The sequence below is a fragment of the Nocardia pseudovaccinii NBRC 100343 genome (genome assembly GCF_001613225.1).
Lineage (GTDB): Bacteria > Actinomycetota > Actinomycetes > Mycobacteriales > Mycobacteriaceae > Nocardia > Nocardia pseudovaccinii.
Map to the genome: position 1 here is coordinate 90462 of NZ_BDBY01000121.1, position 23764 is coordinate 114225.

The 23764-nt window shown below is 62.9% G+C and carries 24 protein-coding genes; 11 read left to right on the forward strand and 13 right to left on the reverse strand.

Going from position 1 to position 23764, the window contains the following annotated elements:
* Positions 1-127 precede the first annotated feature (127 nt).
* From NP3_RS14635 to NP3_RS14645, 3 genes are all read left to right on the forward strand, one after another.
* The gene (locus NP3_RS14635) at positions 128-1645 is read left to right on the forward strand and encodes a CoA transferase (protein WP_174566216.1); all 1518 of its coding nucleotides are present in this window, start codon (positions 128-130) and stop codon (positions 1643-1645) included.
* On the forward strand, positions 1642-3399 hold the full coding sequence (locus tag NP3_RS14640) for an acyclic terpene utilization AtuA family protein (protein ID WP_063041603.1): 1758 nt from the start codon (positions 1642-1644) through the stop codon (positions 3397-3399). Before NP3_RS14635 ends, NP3_RS14640 begins: the two co-directional genes overlap by 4 nt.
* 193 nt (positions 3400-3592) lie before the next feature.
* Positions 3593-4615, forward strand: coding sequence for a DUF2889 domain-containing protein (locus NP3_RS14645; protein WP_218024856.1), 1023 nt, complete (start codon positions 3593-3595; stop codon positions 4613-4615).
* Positions 4616-4675: 60 nt separating this feature from the next.
* Here NP3_RS14645 and NP3_RS14650 read toward each other — a convergent pair whose 3' ends face one another.
* The gene (locus NP3_RS14650) at positions 4676-5320 is read right to left on the reverse strand and encodes a TetR/AcrR family transcriptional regulator (protein ID WP_063041606.1); all 645 of its coding nucleotides are present in this window, start codon (positions 5318-5320) and stop codon (positions 4676-4678) included.
* A 159-nt stretch (positions 5321-5479) separates the two neighbouring features.
* Positions 5480-6304 carry an SDR family NAD(P)-dependent oxidoreductase gene (locus tag NP3_RS14655; RefSeq protein ID WP_063041608.1) on the reverse strand — a complete coding sequence of 275 codons (825 nt, stop codon included), beginning with the start codon at positions 6302-6304 and terminating at the stop codon, positions 5480-5482.
* A 183-nt stretch (positions 6305-6487) separates the two neighbouring features.
* On the opposite strand from NP3_RS14655, the gene NP3_RS14660 reads away from it, so the two are divergent.
* The 3 genes from NP3_RS14660 (at position 6488) to NP3_RS47940 (ending at position 9590) form a co-directional block, all read left to right on the forward strand.
* Positions 6488-8917: a sensor histidine kinase gene (locus NP3_RS14660; RefSeq protein WP_063824773.1), complete on the forward strand. Its 2430-nt coding sequence runs from the start codon at positions 6488-6490 to the stop codon at positions 8915-8917.
* A gap of 9 nt (positions 8918-8926) precedes the next feature.
* Entirely contained in the window at positions 8927-9331 is a 405-nt protein-coding gene (locus tag NP3_RS14665) for a roadblock/LC7 domain-containing protein (protein ID WP_063041612.1), read from the forward strand.
* 118 nt (positions 9332-9449) lie between these two features.
* Positions 9450-9590 (forward strand): thiamine pyrophosphate-dependent enzyme, encoded by a 141-nt coding sequence (locus tag NP3_RS47940; RefSeq protein WP_245720938.1) that lies wholly within the window; start codon positions 9450-9452, stop codon positions 9588-9590.
* Positions 9591-9813: 223 nt separating this feature from the next.
* Here NP3_RS47940 and NP3_RS14670 read toward each other — a convergent pair whose 3' ends face one another.
* The 3 genes from NP3_RS14670 to NP3_RS14680 form a co-directional block, all read right to left on the reverse strand.
* On the reverse strand, positions 9814-10350 hold the full coding sequence (locus tag NP3_RS14670; protein ID WP_063041614.1) for a PaaI family thioesterase: 537 nt from the start codon (positions 10348-10350) through the stop codon (positions 9814-9816).
* A gap of 113 nt (positions 10351-10463) precedes the next feature.
* Entirely contained in the window at positions 10464-10703 is a 240-nt protein-coding gene (locus tag NP3_RS14675) for a hypothetical protein (protein WP_063041616.1), read from the reverse strand.
* 11 nt (positions 10704-10714) lie between these two features.
* Positions 10715-11839, reverse strand: a complete 1125-nt coding sequence (locus NP3_RS14680; RefSeq protein ID WP_063041618.1) for an amidohydrolase family protein — start codon at positions 11837-11839, stop codon at positions 10715-10717.
* 233 nt (positions 11840-12072) lie between these two features.
* Between NP3_RS14680 and NP3_RS14685 the strand changes: the two genes are divergently transcribed.
* Positions 12073-12735 carry a TetR/AcrR family transcriptional regulator gene (locus NP3_RS14685; RefSeq protein WP_063041620.1) on the forward strand — a complete coding sequence of 221 codons (663 nt, stop codon included), beginning with the start codon at positions 12073-12075 and terminating at the stop codon, positions 12733-12735.
* Positions 12736-12747: 12 nt separating this feature from the next.
* Here the strand turns inward: NP3_RS14685 and NP3_RS14690 are convergent, their stop codons facing one another.
* From NP3_RS14690 to NP3_RS14725, 8 genes are read right to left on the reverse strand one after another with little or no spacing between them, the layout of a single operon-like run.
* Entirely contained in the window at positions 12748-13935 is a 1188-nt protein-coding gene (locus NP3_RS14690) for a thiolase family protein (protein WP_063041621.1), read from the reverse strand.
* Between the two features lie 49 nt (positions 13936-13984).
* Positions 13985-14467 (reverse strand): (2Fe-2S)-binding protein, encoded by a 483-nt coding sequence (locus tag NP3_RS14695; protein WP_063041622.1) that lies wholly within the window; start codon positions 14465-14467, stop codon positions 13985-13987.
* Positions 14467-15309, reverse strand: coding sequence for an FAD binding domain-containing protein (locus tag NP3_RS14700; RefSeq protein ID WP_063041666.1), 843 nt, complete (start codon positions 15307-15309; stop codon positions 14467-14469). The genes NP3_RS14695 and NP3_RS14700 overlap by 1 nt, the downstream gene beginning before the upstream one ends.
* Positions 15310-15319: 10 nt before the next feature.
* Positions 15320-16045 carry an enoyl-CoA hydratase gene (locus NP3_RS14705; protein ID WP_063041623.1) on the reverse strand — a complete coding sequence of 242 codons (726 nt, stop codon included), beginning with the start codon at positions 16043-16045 and terminating at the stop codon, positions 15320-15322.
* On the reverse strand, positions 16042-18378 hold the full coding sequence (locus NP3_RS14710) for a xanthine dehydrogenase family protein molybdopterin-binding subunit (protein ID WP_063041624.1): 2337 nt from the start codon (positions 18376-18378) through the stop codon (positions 16042-16044). Before NP3_RS14710 ends, NP3_RS14705 begins: the two co-directional genes overlap by 4 nt.
* Positions 18375-19142 carry an SDR family NAD(P)-dependent oxidoreductase gene (locus tag NP3_RS14715; RefSeq protein ID WP_063041625.1) on the reverse strand — a complete coding sequence of 256 codons (768 nt, stop codon included), beginning with the start codon at positions 19140-19142 and terminating at the stop codon, positions 18375-18377. The genes NP3_RS14710 and NP3_RS14715 overlap by 4 nt, the downstream gene beginning before the upstream one ends.
* A gap of 2 nt (positions 19143-19144) precedes the next feature.
* On the reverse strand, positions 19145-19957 hold the full coding sequence (locus tag NP3_RS14720; RefSeq protein ID WP_063041626.1) for an MBL fold metallo-hydrolase: 813 nt from the start codon (positions 19955-19957) through the stop codon (positions 19145-19147).
* A complete protein-coding gene (locus tag NP3_RS14725) occupies positions 19954-20673 on the reverse strand; it encodes an SRPBCC family protein (RefSeq protein ID WP_063041627.1) in 720 nt (239 codons plus the stop codon). The genes NP3_RS14720 and NP3_RS14725 overlap by 4 nt, the downstream gene beginning before the upstream one ends.
* A gap of 364 nt (positions 20674-21037) precedes the next feature.
* On the opposite strand from NP3_RS14725, the gene NP3_RS14730 reads away from it, so the two are divergent.
* The 4 genes from NP3_RS14730 to NP3_RS14745 all read left to right on the forward strand — a co-directional run.
* Positions 21038-21820: a FadR/GntR family transcriptional regulator gene (locus NP3_RS14730; protein ID WP_063041629.1), complete on the forward strand. Its 783-nt coding sequence runs from the start codon at positions 21038-21040 to the stop codon at positions 21818-21820.
* A gap of 297 nt (positions 21821-22117) precedes the next feature.
* The gene (locus NP3_RS14735; RefSeq protein WP_063041631.1) at positions 22118-22585 is read left to right on the forward strand and encodes an acyl-CoA thioesterase; all 468 of its coding nucleotides are present in this window, start codon (positions 22118-22120) and stop codon (positions 22583-22585) included.
* Between the two features lie 95 nt (positions 22586-22680).
* Complete coding sequence (locus NP3_RS14740; protein ID WP_063041633.1) at positions 22681-22956, forward strand: AMP-binding protein; 276 nt, start codon at positions 22681-22683, stop codon at positions 22954-22956.
* Positions 22957-22987: 31 nt separating this feature from the next.
* Positions 22988-23764: alcohol dehydrogenase catalytic domain-containing protein (locus NP3_RS14745; RefSeq protein WP_063041668.1), on the forward strand; the 777-nt coding region annotated here is incomplete at its 3' end.

Below are 23764 nucleotides of genomic sequence, written 5' to 3' on the forward strand. Positions count from 1 at the left end.
ACGGCTACGGTTATAGAACTAGTGTAACCTAGTTAACTTACATGTTGGCGATTCCAAATCGGCACGTGACAACCTGCATCTGCAGTGATGTATTTCGTATGCTGTCGCCGCGTCTCCAGGAGTTCACGTGACCGATCCGCTGACCACCCGGCTCACGACGGCCATTGCTACCCCGGCGTCGAACGATGGGTTCGATCCGCTCGGGGAACTCGCCGATGTGCTCGACCCACTCGGGATGTCTGCCAGCGACGCCGGCGGTTCCGTGACGTTCCACGGCGCCGACCCGATCGTCCCGAGTACGCTGCGCCTCGGTGGCGCGGCCGCCATCGCACTAGCGGCCAAATCGGTGGCAGTCGCAAAGTTGTGGCGTCTACGGGGCGGAGACGAGCAGGACATCACCATAGATCTGCGGTCCGCACCGCGGCGGCTCTGCCCGATGTACGAAAAGAAGTGGGAACTGCTCAGCGGCTATGCCCCTGGCATGAACGCGATCGCAGGCAACGGCCTGACGCTCACCTTCCACCGGACCGCCGACGACCGATGGGTGATGCCGGTCAATCTCTATCCCAAATTGAACGTCGCGGCGCAACGATTACTCGGCACTCCAGACGACCGGTCAGCGGTAGCCGCGGCCATCGCCAAGTGGAACGCAAGGCAACTCGAGGTCGCCGCGGAAGAGGCCGGCGTGGTGATCCCCATGGTCCGCAGTACCACCGAGTTTCTCGAAGAAGCCCAGTACCGCGACGTACTGGCGGTGACGCCGCTGATCGAGATCACCAAGATCGGCGACAGCTCCCCTGAGTCGTTGTCCACGGGAGTTTCCGATCCACTATTGGGAATTCGCGCACTGGGTATGGGGCACGTCATCGCCGGCGCCGGGGCGGGGCGGGCGCTGGCGCTGCACGGCGCGGACGTCCTGAATCTGTGGCGCCCCAACGAAATCGAGCACGATGCGACCTATTGCACAGCCAACGTCGGCATGCGCTCGTCGACCGTCGACCCCTATTCCGCGGACGGCGCCGCACGGATCCGGTCACTTCTCGTTGACGCCGACGTGTTCTTCGCGAACCGGCGTCCCGGCTACCTTGAGAAGATCGGGCTGTCCGCGGCCGAATGCGCGCAGCTGCGGCCCGGCATCGTGCACGCGACGGTGTCACTGCATGGAGACAGCGGACCGTGGGCACAACGTATCGGGTTCGACCAGGTCGCTGGCGCTGTCAGCGGGATGATGGAACTCGAAGGAACCGAAGGCAGACCCGCGTTACCGCCGATCGGAGTGGTCAACGACTACATCGTGGCGTGGCTGCTGGCAGCGGGCGTGACCGAGGCGTTGATGCGCCGCGCCCGGCACGGCGGAAGCTATAGCGTCCACGTGTCGCTGACCCGAGTCGCCCTCTGGGTCCTCGGTCTCGGAATCTTCGACCATGACTACGCCCAGCACACAGCGGGCACCGGCACACTACACGCATACCTGCCGCCGAAAACCTTCACAGCGGACACCCCGTTGGGGCCGTATCAGGGCGTCACCGACCAAGTGGAGATGTCGCGAACGCCCGGCCACTACAGGACAGTCCTGGTCCCCCGCGGATCGAGCCGACCCGAATGGCTACCACGTAATCTCACGAGCCGAAAGCCGTTGACATGAGCGAAAAGTCCGTACGGATAGCGAACTTCTCCGGTTACCTTGGCGACCGCTTCACCGCCTTGGATGAAGCACTGGCCGGTGATCCGGTCGACGTCCTCGTCGGCGACTATCTGGCCGAGATCACGATGGCCGCAGTCTCCGCCGGATTCACCTCGGACCCGAAGGCCCTCGGCGACTTCTTCGCCAAGTACTTTCTCGACCAGATCCGCCCGCACCTGCGTACCATCGAGGAACGTGGCATCAGAGTGGTCGTCAACGCGGGTGCGTTCAATCCTGCCGGATTGGCGGAGGCGGTGCGCGCCGAAATCGACACTGCCGGAGCACATCTCACCGTCGCGCATATCGATGGTGACGATCTGCTCGACTCTCTGGACGAACTTCGCGATACCGGACACCTGTTCGGCCACCTCGATACCGGTGAACCATTCACTGGGCAAGCGGAAACTCCGTTGGCGGCCAACGCCTATCTCGGCGGCTGGGGCATCACCACCGCTCTCGCGGCCGGCGCCGATATCGTGATCTGCGGCCGGGTCACTGACGCTTCCCTCGTCCTCGGACCGGCAGCTTGGTGGCATGGATGGGACCTCGACTCGTGGAACGAGCTCGCAGGTGCGGTGGTGGCCGGTCACGTCATCGAGTGCGGAGCGCAGGCCGTCGGCGGAAATTTCGCGGGATTCACCTCCCTACCGCGATTTCTCACGCCCGGTTTCCCCATCGCCGAAATCGCCGGTGATGGAAGCAGTGTCATTACCAAGCACAGCACCGACGAAGGAACGGTCACCGTCGACACCGTCACCGCACAACTCGTCTACGAGATCCAGGGCCCCCGCTACCTGAATCCCGATGTCACCGTGCACCTCGACACAGTCCAACTCGAACAACTCGGACAAAACCGGGTGCGCGTACATTCTGTCGTCGGCTCTCCCCCGCCACCAACCACCAAGGTGTCGATCTTCACGCCGGGCGGGTACCGCATCGCGATCAACACCTACCTGACTGGTCTTGACATCGACGCCAAGTTCGATCTGTTGGTCGCCCAGCTCGAGGACCTGGCTGAAGATACTGAACTCGACGACCTCGCGGTATCGCGTCTGGGCCAGACCGTCAGCGATCCGCAGAATCAGGACGCCGCGACCGTCTGTGTCCGGATCGCCGCCACCGCCGCGATCCGTGAGCCGCTGTTCCACCTCCAGCGGTCGTTCAATGCCCTCGGCCTCAGCAGCTTTCCTGGATATATGGGCGGAGACTCCAGCGGGCCGAAACCGATTATCGAGTACTGGCCGGGCCTGCTCCCCCAATGGGCAATACACCACAGGGTCGTATTCGCCAACGGTGACCAGAAGACAATCGCACCTCCCGCAAAGACTCAACAGTTCACGGGCCAGCCAGTCCACGCGGAACCCGGCATCTACGAGCCAGGACTGACCGAGCAAGCACCACTGGGGCGCATCGCCTTCGCGCGCAGTGGCGACAAGGGCGGAAACAGTAACGTCGGGATCTGGACGAACGATCCCCGGGCGTGGCCATGGTTGCGGGCGCTGCTGTCCACCGAACGTCTGACGGAATTTCTGCCAGAGGCCGCCAACGCCGGCGCCCTTCGTCACGAGTTCCCGCATCTGCGCGCTGTACATTTCGTGCTCCCCGGACTACTGGGCCGCGGCGGTTCGAGTAACCTCCGGCTTGACAGCATCGGAAAAGCTGTCAGCGAGTACATACGCGCGCGCGTAGTCAACATTCCCGTCGAACTACTCTGAACATCACTGAACCCTACCGAAGTCAACGCCGCAGAGCACCGAACGTTTATGTGAGGACAGCGTCGAAATTCGCCGAGGCGACAGCACAGCGGCCATGATATCTTACTAAGTGTACCTCGTAGCTCCGGCAGTTCGGTCGACGTGGCGAGATCGCGCCCGAACTCCGATGCGAAGATTCGAAGGAGGCATCGACGTGGTCGTCGAGATCCCGATCGGCCTCGTTGCCAGAGGACCAGCCGATGCCACTCCCGCACGCCGACCCGGATCGGTGCGGCGCACATCGACCATCGACATGCACTGGCCCGAGGGTCCCGGCACGCAACTCCGCCTTCTCGGCCGGGCACGAGATCTGCTGACCCCCAACGGCGGTGGCGCGCCGGTAGTTCTTCGAGAGGACACCATGCGAGCGGGGGTCAACTCTGCGACCCGCGTGATCGAAACAATCGAGGCCAATCCGTCTCGTCCGCACCTGAAGAAACTGATCGGCTCACGAGGCGGAAGCAATTCCCGCGCAGTGCTTGCCGAGGCCATCGCCGACGAGGCCGCCGCCGGTACGCCGCTGTACCTGATGCTGGACGACATCGCAGGCTCCTCCCTCATCGCCGGATTCGCCTACTCGCGATGGGTCGACCACGACCTGCTCATGCAGGCGGTCAACGCCCGCCCGGTCCGCAACATGACCGGGATCTGCACCGGATTCCAGCCCGGTTCCGGCGCCCTCATGCCGGATGGCTCCGCCAAATGGAACCACCAGGTCCGGCCGGTCGCACCGCTCCTCCGCGCCGACGATCCGGCGAGTTGGCATGTCCTGGAAGAAATTACGGACATGGCCATGCGCCGGGCACGCCGCATCGATGTCCATGTCGGGGATCTGATCACCATCGACTCGATGTTTCAGGACAGTTCGACAGTGCCGGCCGGAGGCCGAGTCGCAGTGCACGAGTACCGGTTGACCGCAACTGCGGATCCTGACACGGGAGAACTCCTCACGATCGACGCGGACCCGAGGGTGTTGCCCTACGACGAGTGCCCCCTCGCCTCACGCAACGTCGGAAAGATGCTCGGCACACCGCTTTCCGAACTCCGCACCGTCGTACCGGAAAAGCTGGCCGGAACCGAGGGATGCACTCACCTCAACGACGCCATCCGCGCGCTCGCGGAGGTTCCAGTCCTTATCCGCGCACTTCGCGAAAACAACGATCCCCAGCACCGCTGAGTGCCCCTCGACCAGCCGGAAGGGCGAGGCATGAATTCCCTGCTCGAAAAAGCCTGCTACTCAATCTAATCCGATACCACCGAAACAGAACTGCAGCAGCTGCTCCCGGTCGGCCGGTGTCGGTACGGTGCCGCTACCGTGATATCGGGCTGTCATGCCGAGAACCAAGGTCTGGACGAACAATGCGGTGCGCTCATGATCGGCAACACCGGCATCGGCCAGAATCCTGTCGAGAAGGTCCAAAATCCGGGTATAACCGACAGGCTCGATCTCACTCTGGTCCCGGGCGACTTGGCCTACGTTCCACAGGATCACCGCACTGAGTTCCGACAGGCCTGGATCCTCGATCTGTGCCAAGACGCCATCTATCCACGCCCGAATACGGTCGTGGACGTCCGAACACTTCGACACATGGTGTTCGAGATAGCTGTGCAGCGTCAACAGCCCTTGCTCGTACGTTGCAACGATGGCATCGTCCCGACTCCGGAAGTGACGGTAGAACGCCTGGTTGGTCACCCCGGCCGCACGGACGATCTCTGCGACCGTGGGCAACTCCGTCCGCCCTTTGCGGAGCATAACGTCCTGAGTAACGCGGATCAGCTTGTCGACTTCCTCGTCGTACAACGCCTGCCGCACGGGATTCGCAACCCGGCGCAGATGCCGACCGCCGGACAGTACAAATTCTGTCCGATTGCGATCGGTCACCGGCTGCCCCTGATTTCAGAACGAAAGTTTAGAAGCGGCATTCTAACATTGACACCGGGCGCCGGGAGCCGCGCGAGCGATCACCCGGCCGCACCCCGAAGCCGCAAATGCACTCCGTGACGCCACCGGGTGCGCCGCGTTGCACTGCCCGAAAGGAAGTCAGTGCCCGTTGGCTCGCATCGACACGGCTTCCCACTCCTTCCAACTCCGCAATCGCTGCTCGTACAGGTCCGGCACCAGCTGGGTGGGCATCGAACCGAACAACACCCGCAGCGGCGGCTCTGGGGCGTCGACCACCTCGAGCAAGGCTGGACCGACCCCTTTCGGGTTACCGATGAACCCTGACGGTGTGGCCGACTGCCGCTTCTCCGTTGCGCTGCGCAGGAACTCGTAGTTCGGATCGCGATCGGCGTGTACAGCCGAGCTACCGGCCCAGTCAGTGGCGTACGGGCCGGGCTCGACAAGAGTGACCTTGATACCGAACGAGGCAACTTCCTGAGCCAGTGCCTCTGACAGCCCCTCCAATGCCCATTTCGACGCGTGGTAGCCGCCGAGGTTCGGGAAGCTCGCGATGCCGCCGACCGTAGAAATCTGGACAATATGGCCGCCACCCTGTTTCCGCAGCTGCGGCAGTACGGCCTGGGTCACATGAAACGCACCGAACAGATTGACTTCGAGCTGATCCCGCAGCTGCTCCTCCGTGATCTCCTCAACGGTGCCGAACAACCCGTACCCCGCATTGTTCACAATCACATCGAGGCCCCCGAACCGCTCCACCGCTGTACCGACGGCGGCGAATACGGCCTGCCGATCACGGACATCCAACTCGAGCGGCAAGATCCTGTCGCCGAAGGAATCGACCAGGGCTTGCAGCGAGTGGCTCGCGCGGGCGGTGGCGGCCACCCGGTCCCCGCGCTCGAGCGCGGCTGAAACGAACTCCCGCCCAAAACCACGCCCGGCACCTGTGACAAACCAGCTTTTCATTTCACTCTCCCATATCCGTCGAACCATCTGCCGCGCCTCCGGCGGCCGTCGCCCACACGAGCGTGGAGTGGCCCCCGCTCACGCTCTACTAGAGGTTGTTTCGCGCATAGATTATCTAACTAATCTGGTCTATCTCGCTTCACCCCCTTCCCAGGCCTCGCCTGCTGCCATATGTTGTATCGGGTGTTCAAGCGTGCCCACGGCCTTCGGGCCAGGATCATGGCAACAGCGCTCATTCCGAGCCTCGTCTTACTCGCCGTAGGTACCGGAGCTGCGGCTTACCTGGTCACAACCGGCCGCCACAGCAAGAGCTTGTCCACCGAAATCCAGCGTCAGACCGGTCCGGGCATGGACTTCTTGGCCGCGGTTCAGCAAGAGCGCAGCCTGACCTTGCGTAAAATCGTTGGTGGGCAAGCGGTCCCCAACGAGCTTGCAGAGTGTCGGCGAGCGGTCGACGCGGCGGTGAAGGCTGTAACCGAAGCTGTCCGTGCCGTCAATGACATCGACTCGACCGTCATCGAGACGCAAGCGGAAGGGCTGCGACAGCTCGTATCCCAGCTCACATCGATTCGATCGAGCGCCGATGCCCGAACACTGGCGATCCAGGACGGGTATACGTTCTATAACGCGCTGATCGACCTGACCACGTCAAGTATGAATGCCGTCACCAAGCGATCTTCTGCCACCGCCTCCGCACTCCAGCAAGCCGTCGCGAGTCGAGTATTCCGGGCCACGGATGCGCTGGTGCGCGGCCATGCGCTTGCGGCAGCTGTACTGGGTCCTGGCGGCACCAGCGAGCTCACGGCCGAACAACTCCGAGAATTCGTCTACCAAGTCGGCTACTCCCGGACCGAGATCGCAAATTTGATGCCAGCGCTGCGGGCGGATGAGAAGGCGCAACTAGAGCAACTTCAGGCATCGCTGGCCTGGCATCAACTGGCAGTAGTCGAAAACACCATCCTGGAACGCGGGAGCAATTCACCGGTAGACCCCTCCGGCGATCAAGGACGGGCAATCGGAGCTACGGGTCGCACCTTTCGGTCTGACACCACCGCCTCGCCGGTCGGGCCCACGATCATCCCGGTTCCATTCGACGACTGGCAGAGTGCCACCAATGTGGTGAGCGGTGAATTGTTGAGTCTGTGGCGGTCCCACCAGCAGCACGCTCAGCAGTTGGCGACCGATTCGGGATCCCGTGTCGCGCACAACTCGATGCTCGGTGGTGTTGCAATCCTTCTCGTCGCGATCACCGCACTCCTGGTTGCGCTACGGCTGGCCAACCGGATGATCAAGCGGCTCACGCAACTTCGCACCCGGACACTGGCATTGGCCGACGAGCAATTGCCTGCCGTCATGGATCGACTGGGCCGAGGCGAGCTCGTCGATCTCGACGAGGAGATATCGACGCTCGATTTCGGCAGCGACGAAATCGGCCAGGTCGCAGCGGCTTTCAACCGGGCCCAGCTGGCCGCCGTCTCCGCTGCGGCGACCGAGGCCAAGACCCGGGAGGGCGTGAACACCGTCTTCGTCAAGATCGCCCATCGCAGTCAGGTCGTGATGCACCGCCAGTTGGACCTGCTCTACGAAGCAGAATGCGAACACGAGGATCCAGCGCTGCTTGCCATGCTGTTCCAGCTCGATCATCTGGCCACCCGAGAACGACGCAACGCCGAGAATCTGATCATTCTCGGCGGCGAGCAACCGGGGCGTCGGTGGACATCCCCGGTCCCACTGGTCGATCTGGTACGTGGTGCGATTTCCGAGACCCAGGACTACGCCCGTGTTCGCATCGTAAGGCTTCCAGAGGTCCGTATCGTAGGGGATGCGGTCGCCGACACGATGCATCTGCTCGCCGAATTGATCGACAATGCGACGACCTTCTCACCGCCCGAATGCCGAGTCGACGTGTCCGGCAATGTGGTCGGTCGCGGTCTCGCGATCGAGATCACCGACCAGGGACTCGGCATCCCGGAGTCGCAACTCGAGCAGATCAACGAGACCCTTCGGAACCCACCGGATTTCGCTTTGATCGCGCTGACAACCGACTCACGGCTGGGCATCTTCGTGGTTGCCCGCCTGGCCGCTCGCCACCAGATCAACATACATCTGGTCGAATCCGAATACGGGGGAATCAAGGCCATCCTGCTCATCCCCTCGAGCCTGCTCACCTCGAATGCTGATCACCATGATGACGCCGCCCCAACGCATTTCCAGCCGATGGCGGCGCGGCGCGGAACCCTCCGCCAAACGGTCGATATATCCCAAGGATCGAGTTGGTATCTACCCGACATGAGGGACGACGCTGCGCCGCCCGCATCGCCATCCGAGGATATTCCGCTCCGGAACGACTCGATAGAGTCGGGCACTTATCTAGGTCGGCAGCAGTCTTTCGGGGAAGGGCGCCCGCCGCTGCCGCGACGTCGGCGGCAGAACAGCATGGCTCCACAATTGCCGCAGCCCCCCGCGCAGACAAACCGGACAACTGCTGTGAGGATCGAGGGTCGTTCCGCAGAACAGGCCCGAGACCTATTCTCCGCCATCGAAAACGGGACGCGGCGCGGCCGCGATTCTTGGTTCGGTCAGGGTCCTGCACCCCTAGCTTCCGAGGATTGAGAAGGTACCGTGACGTCTTCGAATACAACCAGTCTGGACTGGCTGCTGGACGACCTCGTCGAACGTCTGTCCGGTGTGCGCCACGCCGTTGTGCTTTCCACCGACGGCATGCTGCTGAGCCGATCCAGCGAGCTGTCGCGCGAACAAGCCGAACACTTCTGCGCCCTGTCCTCAGCACTGCACGGCCTCGCACGTAGTGCAGGAAGCCATTTCGACGTCGGTGTGGTCCGGCAGACCGTAATCGAACTCGATCGCGGCATCCTGTTCGTCACGTCGGCCGGCGACAACGCATGCCTGTCTTTGCTCACCGAGGGGACCGCGAATATGGGCATGGTGGCGTACGAGATGAACCAGACAGTTCACCGACTAGGCGCCTTCCTATCGGCCGCACCGCGACCCGGTGGGCACGAATAGACCACGCTGACCACCTCCCGATCGATGTCGAACTCCTCCCGGCCCGGGACAGAAGGCTCCGCTATGTCCTGGTATCACCCGCTCAGTCGTCGCCGATGGAGCGGCACTTTGGCAACGCGTGCCGACTGCCATCGGTGACGGCGCAGCCAATATCGGCGCGTTCCACAAATCACTCAACCTGGCGTCGCTGTGGAAGACCGGGCGCGCGATAGTCGTGCACGAAGCAGTGCGGCGCAATAGATTCGGTGGGTTTCGGTGACGAAAGGGTACGCACAGCACACCCTCACCGTTCGACCACAACCAGATCTCGGCCGTAGCTGATCCCACCCTTTAGCGCCGATACGTGACCAGGCCACCGGATCGCGTATCGGCCGTGTCGGCAGGACACCCGCCGACACGGCCGATAATCGTCACCTGGACTCGCGGGCGTCACCCAGGGACGCAGCCAGCGAATCAAGGGGTTCGGAATCGCCTGCGACGGGTTACGGTTGGCCCGGCCTGAGTTGGATGAACAACCCTTCGGCCTCGGCACATAGCACCTCGCCGTCCCTGATCTCGGCGCGCAGGATTCGCTTGCGTCCTTCCTCACTGACGAACCAACCACGAACCCGCAGTTCAACTCCAACCGGAGTGATCGAACGGTAGTCGGTGTGCAGATAGGCAGTTCGCGAGGGCGCTCGACCACCCGAATTGGACAGACGCCCGAGCACCTCGTCGAACAGCAATGGGATGGCGCCACCATGTACAGCTCCGTTACCGCCGAGAAAATAGCGGCCAAAAGTTACTGTGCCGTATACACTTTCGCGGTCACTGTCGTGGACAACGAACTCTGGCGACATAGTTTGTCCACGTCCGGACAGATCGAGGCGCTTGGCGAAGATCTGACTCCCCTCCCCGACCGCCAGCGGCGTCAGTTTCTCCGACCACGCGGCCAGATCCGCGGCTAGACCCGCACTCGTCGCGATGTCGGGTGCCGCCGCGGCGACAGAGTCGAGGAAGTGCCGCAACGCCGCGATCATGTCGCCATATTCGGTACCACCACTGGGGTTCGGCCCTCCCGGATCCCCGCACGTGCGGGTTACCGGGAAACCGCCGCCCGACCGGGAATGAGCACGAAGCACTCCTTCGGCTGTCATTCGGAAATGCTGCCAGTATGGATCCTGGCCTGGCGCAGGCCATCCTCTTGCGAAGACGCCTGGACCTCCCATTCACCGCAGGTACAGAAGACCCGGTAGTGGTCGCCTTCGGGCAACACCGCCTGACCATCGTGCCACCCGCCGGTATTGGCGATGGCCATGAAGAACTCCAGCGGCTTTTCGTTGAGACCGCTCTCGTCATCGGCTACGGTCGGATTCTCATTCGCCGTTGTCATCGTGTCCTCCGTCAGTTCGCGTCAGCCGGAACCGGTGGGACGTGCGGGAACAGTTCGTAGAACGCACCCTGGGTGATGCGCAGCCGGGTCTCGTCGGAAACGCCGTCGAACAGTCCCTTCAGGGTGTCCTGCGTATGCCCGAAGGTGCCTTCCATGTGCGGGTAATCGCTGCCGAACATGACGTTCTTGTAGCCCATATGGTCGAAGGCGGCTACAGCCGTCTCGTCGTGCTGGAACGACGCGTAGATCTGGGTGAACAAAATCTCCTTCGGATCGCGTGCCAGCTTCGGCCGTACCGCCATGTAGTGCTGGCGGTAGCCCTCGATCATCCGGTCACCGAGGAACGGAACCCACGTTGCGCCACCTTCCGAAATCAGTACTCGCAGATTCGGGTGCCGGTCCAAGGCTCCGGAGGCCACCATCTTCATTGCCGCACGCTGACCGGAGAAGGTGGTTTCGGTGTAGTTCATCACCGCACCGCCGGGACCGCGATAAACCTGGCCCGCGCCACCAGTGGTCATATCTACGGGGTCTGTGCCGATGTGGAAAGCCAGAACTATGCCGGCCTCTTCGGCTGTCGCCCAGAGCGGCTCCCAGCTGTCGCGGTGCCAGTCATCGGCGCTCGGATGCGGGGTGGTCGGCAGAAAGACCGCCTTGAAGCCCTGCTCCGCCGCCCATGTCAGTTCTTCAACCGCATCATCGACATCCAGCGTCGAGATCTGTGCGGTCACGACGTAGCGGTCCGACACCGCCACGATCTCCTCGAGCGCCCACTCGTTGCTGGCGCGCATGCACGCCTTCAGCAGTTCCGGGGTACGAAAGGTCGACGCCCACATGCCGAGCGACGGGAAGATGACCTCGCCCCACACGCCTTCCTTGTCCAGGTCACCGAGTCGGGCACGAGCGTCGCGAACCCCCTGAGGCTTGTGACTCTCCTCCATGAACTTCACCGCAGCCGAGGAAGGCAGCTTGCGGCGGAAGGACTGCCCGTCGACGTGCACGGTTTCCCATTCGCCGTCGGGCTCCTTCTCGGCGCGCGGGGTGAGATCGGCTAGACGCTTGGGCAGTCGCTTCTGCCAGAGGTCGTCTGGCTCCAAGAAGTGCGAGTCGCCAGAGTTGGTCCAGATCTTGCTCATTATGTATCTCCCAATTGGTTCGAGGGCGCTTCCTGGTGCCGTTCGTCGGGCTGGCAGCCACCACCCAGCATGGCACCACCGTGCCCCAACGTCCAGACATTTTTAATAGTCAGTCATTAAATTGTGACGGACTCCCGCGCCGTCTGACATCTGCTACCGCATGTTCGGTGCACATGTAATATCTCAGCATTAGAATCCATGAGATCACGGGAACGAGTGGTTCGATGACAGGAATGACACGAACAGCCGAGCGCCCCGGTAGCCGCAAGCACTCGACGGGCGAGTCGACACGAGTTGCCCTGATGGAAGCGGCGGAGCGCCTCTTCGCAGCGCGCGGCGTCGATGCGGTCACGCTGCGCGAAATCCAGTTGGCCGCCGGCCAATCCAACTCATCGGTGATCGGCTACCATTTCGGGTCCCGGGAAGGTCTGGTCAGAGCGCTCATCGAATACCGACTCGCCGGACTCGACGCGGACCGGCAGGTGATGCTCGACCAGATGCGCACCGAAGGCACCGAGGCCGACCCGCGCGCGGTCGTCTGGCTCATGGTTCGGCCGTTGGCCAATAGCATCCGGGCCGGTGAGATGTTCGTCGCGTTCCTGGCGCGGCTCAGCGAGGATCCCGAGGCTCGCAGCTCTTACTGGCCGGATCACCTCGAGGACACGTGGAGCACCGACCGGATGGAGCAACTGGTCGAAGCGGCCCTGCAGGACTTGCCCGAGCGGATTCGCCGAGGACGCACATTCCAGCTGTACAGCAGTGTGCTGAATCTACTCGGCGCCAGTGCCCGCACCAATCGCATCAGCGAGGCGCAGCTGCATAATTACGTCGACGGCTGGGTCGGAATGCTCACTGCCCCAGTCTCATATCAAACACGCGCTCTGCTGGCGGACTGACTGTGTCCCGACCTACCGATCTGTTACTTCGACAACCATCGCGGCTGCGGTGTCACCGGCGGCGCAGCCGGTGAACAGGCCAACTCCACCACCACGCAGCCGTAGTGTCTCGATCAGCTCGGCAATAGACCGCAATCCGGTGGGGCCGTTGGGATGCCCGAATACCAGGCTGCACCCGAACACATTCATGTCTTCGGGCTTGACGCCGGTCTCACGACAGAAATAGACGTCGTTCACGGCGAACGGGTTGTGTGTCGCAATAGCGTGCACCTCACCGATGCCCAAACCCGCCGCGTCGAGTGCCGCGCGTGCGGCCGGAACGGGAGCCTCCGGCATTCGACTCCTGCCCGCGCGAGCGAATCCGCTGCTGAGGATGCGGACGACACCTTCCGACGATGCCGACCTGGCTTCGGCAGTCGTTGTCACAACGGCGCCAGCGCACCCGTCCGCGGGATGGGTTTGGGACGCGTATGTGTGCACGGCGCCCGGCCCGGCTGGCGGCAAAGCCCCGATTGCGGCGCGTTCCTTCGATCGGGTCCCTTCGTCCGATTCGAGGGTCACTGCGCCCTTGGGCCGTTCGATGTCAACCGGAACCTGGTACCGGCGCTGAAAGCGCCGGTCCTCAGCCAGCGCGGTCTGGTACTGCTCCCAGCGCAGAGCGGTCAGGTCATCCAGTTCTTCGCGCGTTATACCGTTCTCGCCCGCAACCGCCTCGGCGGTGGCAAGCATCGATTCGCCCGCCCACGGGTCTCGGGCGAAGCTGTCCAGTACCCAATGCGACAGCACCGGCGCACCGCCCTGACCACTCGGCTTCGGCCAGCTCAGAGTCGGCCCGTTCGATGTACGATCCGTGACAACCACCAGCTGTCGTGTCGCGCCGGTCATCACCGCTGCCGCGGCGGCGTGTAACGCGGCTACCCCGGTCGCACATGCCTGGCCGACCATTGGGCCGGTGAGGCCCACTGCGCCAAGCCGGGCCGCCAGAGTAGGGGCACCGAAGAACAGATCCTGTTGCGGCACAGTCCATCCCATGACGACACCATCGAACCGCGTCACGTCGACTCCGCGGTCGGCGAGCGCTCGCGACGTGACCGCGACAGCGAGATCGAGGCTGGAGGTTTCCGCGAGCGCCCCTTGCCATTTCGCGAACGGCGACGACCAAGCCTGACCCAGCGGGATCGCAACGTCGTTGTACTGCATCGATTATCTCCTGCTAGTGGTCTTGTGTTGAATTAGTGTTCGACTTGCATTAATCGGCTTCTGACAGCGAATTGAGCTCTCGCGCTGCCGCTTCCACAGCGTCGACGATTCCGGAGTAACCGGTGCACCGGCAGATGTTCCCCGACAGCTCCTCACGAATGTGCTGCCGGCTCGGAGGAGGAACGCGGTGCAGCAGGTCGAGTGCGGACATCAGCATTCCGGGTGTGCAGAAACCGCATTGCAGTCCGTGGTGGTCACAGAACGCCCGCTGCAGGGGATGCATCGCGCCGTCCTCGGCGGCCATCCCCTCCACAGTCGTTACTGACGAGCCATCGGCTTGGACCGCGAACATCAGACATGCGCGTACGGCCCCGCCATCGACGAGCACGGTGCAGACACCGCAGACACCGTGCTCGCATCCGAGGTGGGTTCCGGTGAGCCCCAACTCTTCCCGCAACACATCGGCGAGCGTCCGGCGCGGCTCTACATCAACGGACTCCCGACGGCCGTTAACAGTGAACTCGACCCGCATCACGCAGCTCCCTTCGATACCGAACTTGTCAGCTGCTCCAGCGCCCGGCGAGTGAACTCCTCGGTCATTGCGCGGCGATAGGCTGCCGAAGCGTGAATGTCGGTGCCGACGGTTACAGCCACTGCGGCCGCCTTGGCGGCCTCGGCCAGCCTCGACCGCGCTGCCGATCCGCCGGCCAGAATCTCCTCGGCTTCCCTCGGACGGACGGGCACCGGGCCGACACCACCGATCGCGATCTTGATCTGTCCATCGACCTCTGCCGCAACCACTGTGACGAGCCCGAAATCCCCCTGACGCCGCGATAGTTCGGCAAACCCCCATCGCGTCGGAAGTGGCAGGTCCACGGCGGTGAGGACGTCCGAGTCACCGAGAGAAGTCGCCAGGGGACCGATGAACAACTCTGCGGCGGAAAGCGTTCGTGTTCCGGCCGCACCCGCAACATGGATATTCGCGTCCACCGCCGCCGCTACCACCGGCAGTTCAGCTGCCGGATCAGCATGCGCGATACTGCCGCCTATCGTGCCTCGGGTTCGAATCGCCGTATGCCCGATCCAGGAAGCGGCTTCGGACAGCAGCGGCATCGCGCGCTGCTCTACGAGACTGCGGTGTCGAACCAATGCCCCGACTCGAATGGTGCGATCGTCGATCGACTCGATGCGCGCAAGTCCCGGAATGCGATTGATATCGACCAGGACCGAAGGGCGACCCAAACGCATCGCCAGCACGGGAACGAGGCTCTGGCCTCCAGCGATGATCTTCCCGTCGCCACCGGAGGTCCGTAACGCGTCCACCGCAGCGCGGACACTTCCCGGACGGCAGTATTCGAACTGCGCAGCCTTCACCGTGGGTGCCTCACTTTCCGGTGAACCTTGGTTTCCGACCATCGGCGCGAGCTCGCCGAGCTTCATCGAAATCTGAACTGTTCCAGCACTTTCCGAACTCTTCGTGCAGCGCATCGCTCCAATCGTCGAGTTCGAGCTCGCCCAGCACCCGCTTGGAGTAGGTCAACGACAGCGGAGCACAGATCGCGATCTCATGTGCCAAGTCCACAGCGTCCCCGATGGTGCCGAGCCGGTCGGCCAACCCGCGGCCGAGCGCCCGCTCGGCGTCGAATGTTTCACATGCCAGCAGCAGTGCCCGAGCGGTTCCACCACCAGCGAGCAGCGCCAACCGGCGGATTGTCCACGGGTCCACTGCGAGACCGTTACGCGCCGTCGGAACGGCGAATACCGCCTCCGGTGCCGCAACACGAAGGTCGCACGCTATCGCGAGCTGCGTCCCCGCGCCGATGGCCGGGCCGTTCACTGCCGCGATCACCGGGACCGGCGCCGCCGTCAGCAAGCTCAGCATGCTGTACAGAGTGGTGCGAAACGTATGGGAGTACACACTGTCGAGGTCGGCGCCTGCGCAGAAGCTGCTGCCGGAGCCTGTGATGACAACGGCGCGAGTGCCCGTCCCCAGACACGCCGCTACCGCGGACTCGAGCAGCTCGAGGTGCTCGAGGTCCAGGGCATTGCGCTTCTCTTGCCGGGCGATGGTGATCACGGCGACACCCCCGTCCAGCTTGGTTGTGATCATTGCAGCGCTTCCCAGATTCGGTCCGGTGTGATCGGCAGGTCGAGCATCTCGACGCCGAGGGCGTTGCGCACGGCACCGGCCAGCACCGCGTTCGGGCCGAGGGTGCCGCCCTCGCCGACGCCCCGCACGCCGAGCGGATTGTCGGCAGGCTGGGAGACATGCTCGATCGTGAGTTCGGGCACTTCGTGGCTGGTTGGCATCAGATAGTCCATGAGGGTGCCAGTGGACAGGTTGCCGAGATCGTCGTAAACCAGATGCTCGTACATGGCTCCACCGATGCCCTGGGCGATCGAGCCGGCAATCTGCCCATCGACGATCCGAGGGTTGATCACTCGTCCCGCGTCCTCGGCGCACACCCACCGTAGAATGGTGAGTTCACCTGTCGCGCGGTCGATTTCGATGATCGCCGCCTGTGCGCCTGCCGCGAATGCACCGCGGATGGGATCGTAGAACCGGGTAGCCTCGAGTCCCGGCTCGATGCCTTCGGGCAACTTGTTCGACTCGAGGTATGCGATACGGGCCAGCTCGGCGAGCGTCCCGAGCGGCTTTTCGCCCTCGGATCCCCACAACCGGCCGTCCGCGATATTCACCTCGGCAACGTCGTACACCGCCGACGCCAGTCGAAGAATCTTGTCTCGCACTGTCTGTCCCGCTTGATGTGCGGCGCCGCCTCCGATCACGGCTTGTCGCGACGAAAAGGCCCCGAAGCCCCAGAGAGATTCGTTGGTGTCACCGATGCGCACGTTCACCGAGTCGTACTCGACACCGACCGCGTCCGCAACGACTTGCGCGATCGTGGTCTCGAGCCCCTGCCCCTGTGCGGTCACCCCGCTCAACACTGTCACCGTACCGTCCGGTTCTATACGAACCGTGCAGGCTTCGTGGCCGGTCCGGAATGGCATGCGCGGTCCGGCCGCCGCCGCACGCCCTAGTCCGGTCAGCTCGTTGTAACAGGCGAATCCGACCCCGATCGGGTTCTCCGACGTCGCGGATCGGCGTTGCTGTTCGATCACAAAGGCGTCGTAATCGATTGCTGCGACACATTTTTCGAGACATTCGCCGTACCACCCTGAGTCGTCGATCAGCCGGCTCGGCATACGGTAGGGAATGTCGGCGGGCCGCACCAGGTTCTTGCGCCGAATCTCCAGGTCGGACAGGGCGAGTTCGGCGGCCGCCGCGTTGAGCACGGTCTCCATGGCGAACACGGTTGCCGGCCGGGCGACGCCGCGGTAAGGACCGGCGTACGCCGTGTTCGTCGCGACGCCGCGGACAGTGCATCGGTAGTTGTCGAGGCGGTAGGGCCCCGACAGAAGCCCACCCGCCATCAATGGTTCGATTCCTGCCGTCCAGGGATACACCGAATAGGCACCGACATTGCATGAGACGTCGGCATCGAGCGCCAAAAGGGTTCCGTCCGAAGCGAATCCGGCCTTCATTCGATACCTGTGGTCGCGGGCGTGTGCGGCGGCCTGCAAATGCTCGGCGCGATCCTCGACCCATTTCACCGGATAGCCGCGCATCGCCCGGGCCATAAGACACAACGCGACGTCTTCGGGATAGAGCACACCCTTGGTTCCGAATCCGCCGCCGACATCCGGCGCCACCACTCGGACGTTGCCCTCAGCCAACCCGAGCAGTTCTGCGAGCATGTTTCGCACCAGGTGTGGAATCTGGGTGCCCGACCAGAGCGTAACTTTGTCCTCATACGCGTCCCACACCGCCACTCCCGCACGGCACTCCATCGGATTGCCGGCGTGGCGATTCGTGGTGAGCTCTCGCTCCACCACGACCGCCGCAACGTCGAAGGCCGCGTCCACATCGCCCGCGGTAAAAGTGCGGTGAAGCAACACATTGTCGGGTGCCTCATCGTGTACAGGGACCGCGGGTACGACTCCGGTCCGCACAGTGGCAGGCAGTTCCTCGTACGTCACATCGATGTGCTCGAGAGCATCCTCGGCAAGATACCGGCTGTCCGCAACGACAGCCGCGACTGCTTCACCCGCGAATCGCGCCTTCTCCCATGCGAGAATCGGCTGAGCCGTCTCGATATAACTCGGCAATGCCGACTGCGCGACGAGTCGAGCCGACCGGAACTCGGACATGTCACCGGTGAAAACGGCATGGACTCCCGGCATGCGGGATGCCGCAGACACGTCGACCGACCGGATCGCGGCGTGGCCGTAGGGACTGCGCAGGAAAGCGACGTGCCGCATCCTCGGGAGGTCGATATCGGACACATACCGCCCGTGGCCGGTGACCAGCCGACCGTCTTCTTTGCGACGGACGCTGCGGCCGACCGCTTTCGCACCGTGCACAGGGATCCGGGAACTCACGGCATCGCATACCCGCCGTTGACCGACAGCACCTGACCAGTGGTCCACGACGACAGCGGCGAGGCGAGCAGAAGAATGGTCGGAGTTACGTCTTCGGGCCGACCAAAACGTCGCAACGGGTACGCCGAGAGGATCCGCTTCATCTTCTCGTCGTCCGCATTACCTGTGTGCTCGTCCAAGCTTCCGGTCTGCACGAGCGCGATGGATACCGCGTTGGCACGAATCTTGTATCGCGCCAACTCTTTTGCGAGCGACTTGGTCAAGCCCAGTGTCGTTGAACGAGTGGTTGCGGTGACCAGCAAGCGCGATTCACCGACGCGTCCGGAATCGCCCATCAGGCTGATGATCGATCCTTCGACCTTGTTGTCCACCATTTGCTGAGCAACCGCCTGGGTGATACGAAGCGTGCCAGTAACCGTAATACCGACCTGCGGTGCCCAATCATCCTCGGTCGACTCCAGAAACGGTTTGCTCTGCGTCACTGCAGAGTTGTTGACAAGGATGTCGATCGGCCCCAGCTGAGCCTTCACCGAATCGACCGCGGCCCGCACCGCATTGCCGTCGGCAAGATCGGCGCCAACCGCGATGGCTCGAACCCCCAGTGCGGCGGCTTCTTTCGCAGCCTCCTCGGCCCCCGCCGCGGACGAGTTGTAGTGGAAGGCGACGTTGGCACCCTCGGCCGCGAACGCCATGCCGATCGCACTGCCCAATCCGCGACCGGCTCCGGTCACCAGGACGGTCTTGTCACTAAGCTTGAAATCCATTGTCAGACGGTCTCTTCCATATCGTATGTCCATTCGATTCGGCCTGCTCGGGTGACCAAACGACCAGCGCGCAGGCCCGGAAAGTGCGCCGCCAACACCGCTGTGCCGGTGTCAGCGAACTCGGCAACGAATTCGGCACGGGTCGCCGTCGCTTGCTCAGGATCGAAGTCGAATGCAAATTGCCAGTTCGACTCAGTGAATTCCATGGGCGCGTGGGCAAGGTCGCCGACCAGCGCGGCACGCTCCCGGCCCATCGACACGATCAAGACCGTCGATCCCGGTGTGTGACCGGGAGCATGCCTCACATCGATTCCCGGCGCCAGGGTCGTGTCACCGCCGAAGAGCTCCAACCGATCGGACAGCGGCGCAAGCTTGCGAACCGCCCCCGGCTCGGCATCAGGGCTTTCCACGAAATGCTCCCAATCCGCCTGATGCACACGGTAAGTCGCATTCTCGAAGACGGTCATCCCCTTCTTCGTAGCCCACCCGACATGATCGAAGTGCAGGTGAGTAAGGACCACGTCGGTGACATCCGTCGGTTCGACCCCCTGCAATTTCAGGCTCTCCAGAAACTGTCCGCCGCGATATTTTCCGTTGTCGATGGTGCCGACTCCGGTGTCCACCAAGATCGTGCGGTCACCGGCACGGATCAGGTAGCCGCCGACTTGCAGTTCGAGATTGCCCTGCGAATCGAGCAAATCCTCGTGGGCGAGCCAGGGATCTCGCTGCTCACCTGTCCTCGACAAGACTTCTCGGGCAATCTCACGCCCGGAACCATCCAGCACGGGCACGATGCCGATCGAACCCACCTTCATGCCGGTACCCCCGAGCTGAAGGTAACGATCACGTGCGGAATTGCGAGCGAAACTTCCGGACCGCAAGCCCGCGGGACCCCGTAGGTCCGGTTCGGCTGCACGGTTCGCGTCAGTAGACGCACAAGCAGCACCGAGGCCGCCACCGCGATCCCCGCTCCCACCACAGGCAGCAGATACTTCGCTACCACGCCATTCATCGTGTCCATGACGTTCAGTGGCTCGACATCGTCAATCGCACCCGACCGTGCCGACACCGAAGGACGCTCCGCACCCGACCCCGACACTTCGGCCTCGAGATTCCGGACGAACTGATCCAGCACCTTGTTCGTTACGTCGGCGATCACGCCGCGCCCGAATTGCGCCGCACGACCGGACAGGGCAAAGTCGGTCCGAACGCGACCTTCCGTCCCAGCCCCTTGCTCGGACAATGTGAGGGTGATGGTCACGGCGACGTTGCCCTGGCCCCGGACGTCCTTCCCCTCGCCTCGAATCACCACCGTCCAACTGTCGGCATCTCGTTCGAGGAATCGTCCGATCCCGGCGTATTGCAGCGACACCGGGCCCAGTTTGATCTTGATGGCGCCTTCGAATTCGTCGCCATTCACCGACACCAGCACCGCCCCCGGCAGGCAGGGGATGACGCGCCCGGCATCGGTCAGAACATCCCATGCCCGATCCAGCGGACAATCCACCGCGAACGTGTTGAGTAGTTCCACCAGTGCCCCTAACTAATATTCGTTAGTACAACGTACGACGGTCGACGCGGCCGTGTCAACCGGCGGGTTGCGACTACCTCGAGAGCGCGCGGGCGCAGGCGCCACGGCGCAAGAATATATATTAACTAAATGCAATGGGACAGAATTCGCCAGCGACTCGGCCGTCCGGCACCCCATGGCATGATGAACGGCAGACATGGCAATGATCTATCCGAACTAGCGAATCGCGATCGATGCTGGACGCCGTCACGCTAAGGCTGCCGCCGCTCACGCCACCGGCCAGTCGGCACCAGATGAGCTATATTCAGCTCCCGGCCCCGATCGGGTCGGCGCGGACGAAGATCAAGGGCGTTGGGAGGCACGGGTGACGACGGCAAAGAAGATCGTCACACGCTCGGAGCGAGATCGCGTGCGCCCGAAGAAGGTTCCCGAGATGATCGCCAACCGGATCCGTCAGATGATCGCCCGAGGAGAGATCAGCGACGGTGAATGGCTACCCACCGAACCTCAACTGATCGAGATGTTCGGAGTATCGCGCCCCACCCTCCGAGAGGCATTCCGACTACTCGAGGCAGACTCGCTTGTGACGATCCGGCGGGGCCCACCCGGCGGCGCCCGCGTAACGATCCCCGGCCCCGAGGCCGCCGCATCCCAATTCGGCCTTCTACTCACACTATCGGGCACGAGCCTGCAGGACGTGTACGAAGCAAGAATGCTGATCGAACCGTCCGCAGCCCGCGTCCTGGCCGAACGCGGCAATGCCGCAGCACGCAAAGCCTTGGCGGCCGAAGTCGATCAAATCAAGATGCTGGTCGACTCCCCCGCCGAGTTCACTGCAGCATCGGTGCGGTTTCACCTTCACCTGGTCGACTTGGCGGGCAACAAAACACTCACCGCCGTAGTCAGCATGCTGACCGAGATCCTCACCCAGCACATGGCCAAGGTCATCCACGACAACCCGACGAAACACGCCGAATTCACCACGCAAGACCAACGCGCCCTCCGCGCGTACCAGAAACTGGTCGCACTCATACAGGCCAAGGACGGCGAAGGCGCCGAAAAATTCTGGATAAAACACATGAAGGCAGCTCGCGAATACATGTTGCATGTCGACGACACCACCCAAATCGTCGACCTACTGGACTAACCAAAGCCGTTCGGATCGACCCGCACACCGAAGATGCCCGCGCACAACAGGATGCATCGTCGTGCACGCGCATAGCTTTGCCCGCGTATGTGATTGACGCACACTACCCACGAATCGCTGACGCCCGACCCCCGGGTTCCACGCTGGGCTGCGCGGCTTCACTCCGATAATCCGACCAGGCGCATCATGTAACTTCTTCAGTTCGAATCAACTAACTAATCATCGTTAGCATTGTAGACTGACTTGCGGGTGGCACATCAGCTCAGGACCGCCCAACGAGAAGAAACAGGTGGATCCATGACATCAACCGCGGAGCGCGACGATAGCGCCCTGCGTATCGCAGACTTCTCCGTCACCCGCGAGATGACCACGCGGTGGTCCGACAACGATATGTACGGCCACCTCAACAATGCGGTCTACTACGAACTGTTCGATGCCGCGATCAACAGCTGGATCATCGAACAGACCGGGTTCGATGCCACGAGTTCCGACGTCCTCGGCGTTGTCGCGGAATCCGGATGCCGCTACTTTCAGCAGGTCACCTACCCGAACGATGTTCTCGTCGCCTTGCGCATCGCTCGACTGGGTCATAGCAGCGTGGCCTATGACCTCGGACTGTTCGAGATCACCAGTCACGTCGACTCCGCATCGCTCCCAATCGCAGCTCGTGGCCGTTGGGTTCACGTATATGTCGACAGGCGATCGCGCCAGCCCACCGCCGTACCGACCCAGATCCGGGCACTACTCGAGGAATACGCACCATAGCGACGAGGCGACGCTCGCAGGCCGTTCCAGCTCGGAATCCGGCACGAGCTTCGACCACCCGTAGACTAATTACCACTAATTAGTACAGAGAATTGATGATCCACACCGACGTGATCGCACCCATCCCCACACTTCTGAAACAACATACGGCGTTGCGCCCGAATGACATCGCGTTCGTGGACGAGCGCAAGGCCGTCTCCTACAGCGAAGTCGATAGCCGAACTGCACATCTGGCGGGTCACCTTATCGAGGCAGGTGTCACCGACGGCGACCGGATGGTGATGTACCTGGACAACTGCATCGAAGCCGCCGAGGGGTATCTGGTTGCGCCACGAGCCGGGATCGTCGCAACCTGCGACGCCACCTCTTGAAGTGGGTTGGGCCCGCAGGAACGGAGAACTGATGAAGATACGCGGCGCGGTGCTCGAGCAGATCGGTCGGAGTCGTCCTTATGCACAGTCGAAACCGATCGTGGTGGGTGAACTCGACCTCGAACCACCCGGCTCGGGAGAAATTCTGGTCCGCGTCGAGGCCGCCGGCGTCTGCCACTCCGATTTGTCGGTCGTCGATGGCAACCGAGTCCGGCCGACTCCGATGCTGCTCGGACACGAGGCCGCCGGACGCATAGAACGGCTGGGACCCGGCGTAGATGATCTGACCGTCGGACAACGGGTGGTCATGACGTTCTTACCCCGTTGCGGTAGGTGTCGGGCCTGTGACACTGACGGACGCCTGCCTTGCACACCCGGCACAGTTGCCAACAACGAGGGAACACTCCTCGGCGGCGGAGTCCGACTGCATCGCAACGGCATTGCGGTCAAACACCATCTCGGCATTTCCGGGTTCGCAACACACACTGTCGTGGACCGCCGCTCTGTGGTGCCCGTCGATGACGATGTGCCACCCGACGTCGCCGCTGTCCTCGGCTGCGCGGTGTTGACCGGTGGTGGCGCGATCATCAATGCGGCACAACCCCGACCGGACGACACGGTAATGGTTGTCGGACTCGGTGGCGTCGGAATGGCAGCGCTGCTTACTGCCGTCGCAGCTGGACATGGCGAAGTCATCGGCGTCGACGCGATCCCGGACAAACTCGACCATGCGCGCATGGCGGGGGCGATCGGATACTCTCCCCAGGAGATCGCCGAACGCGGGATCACGGCGGCGGTCGTGATCGAA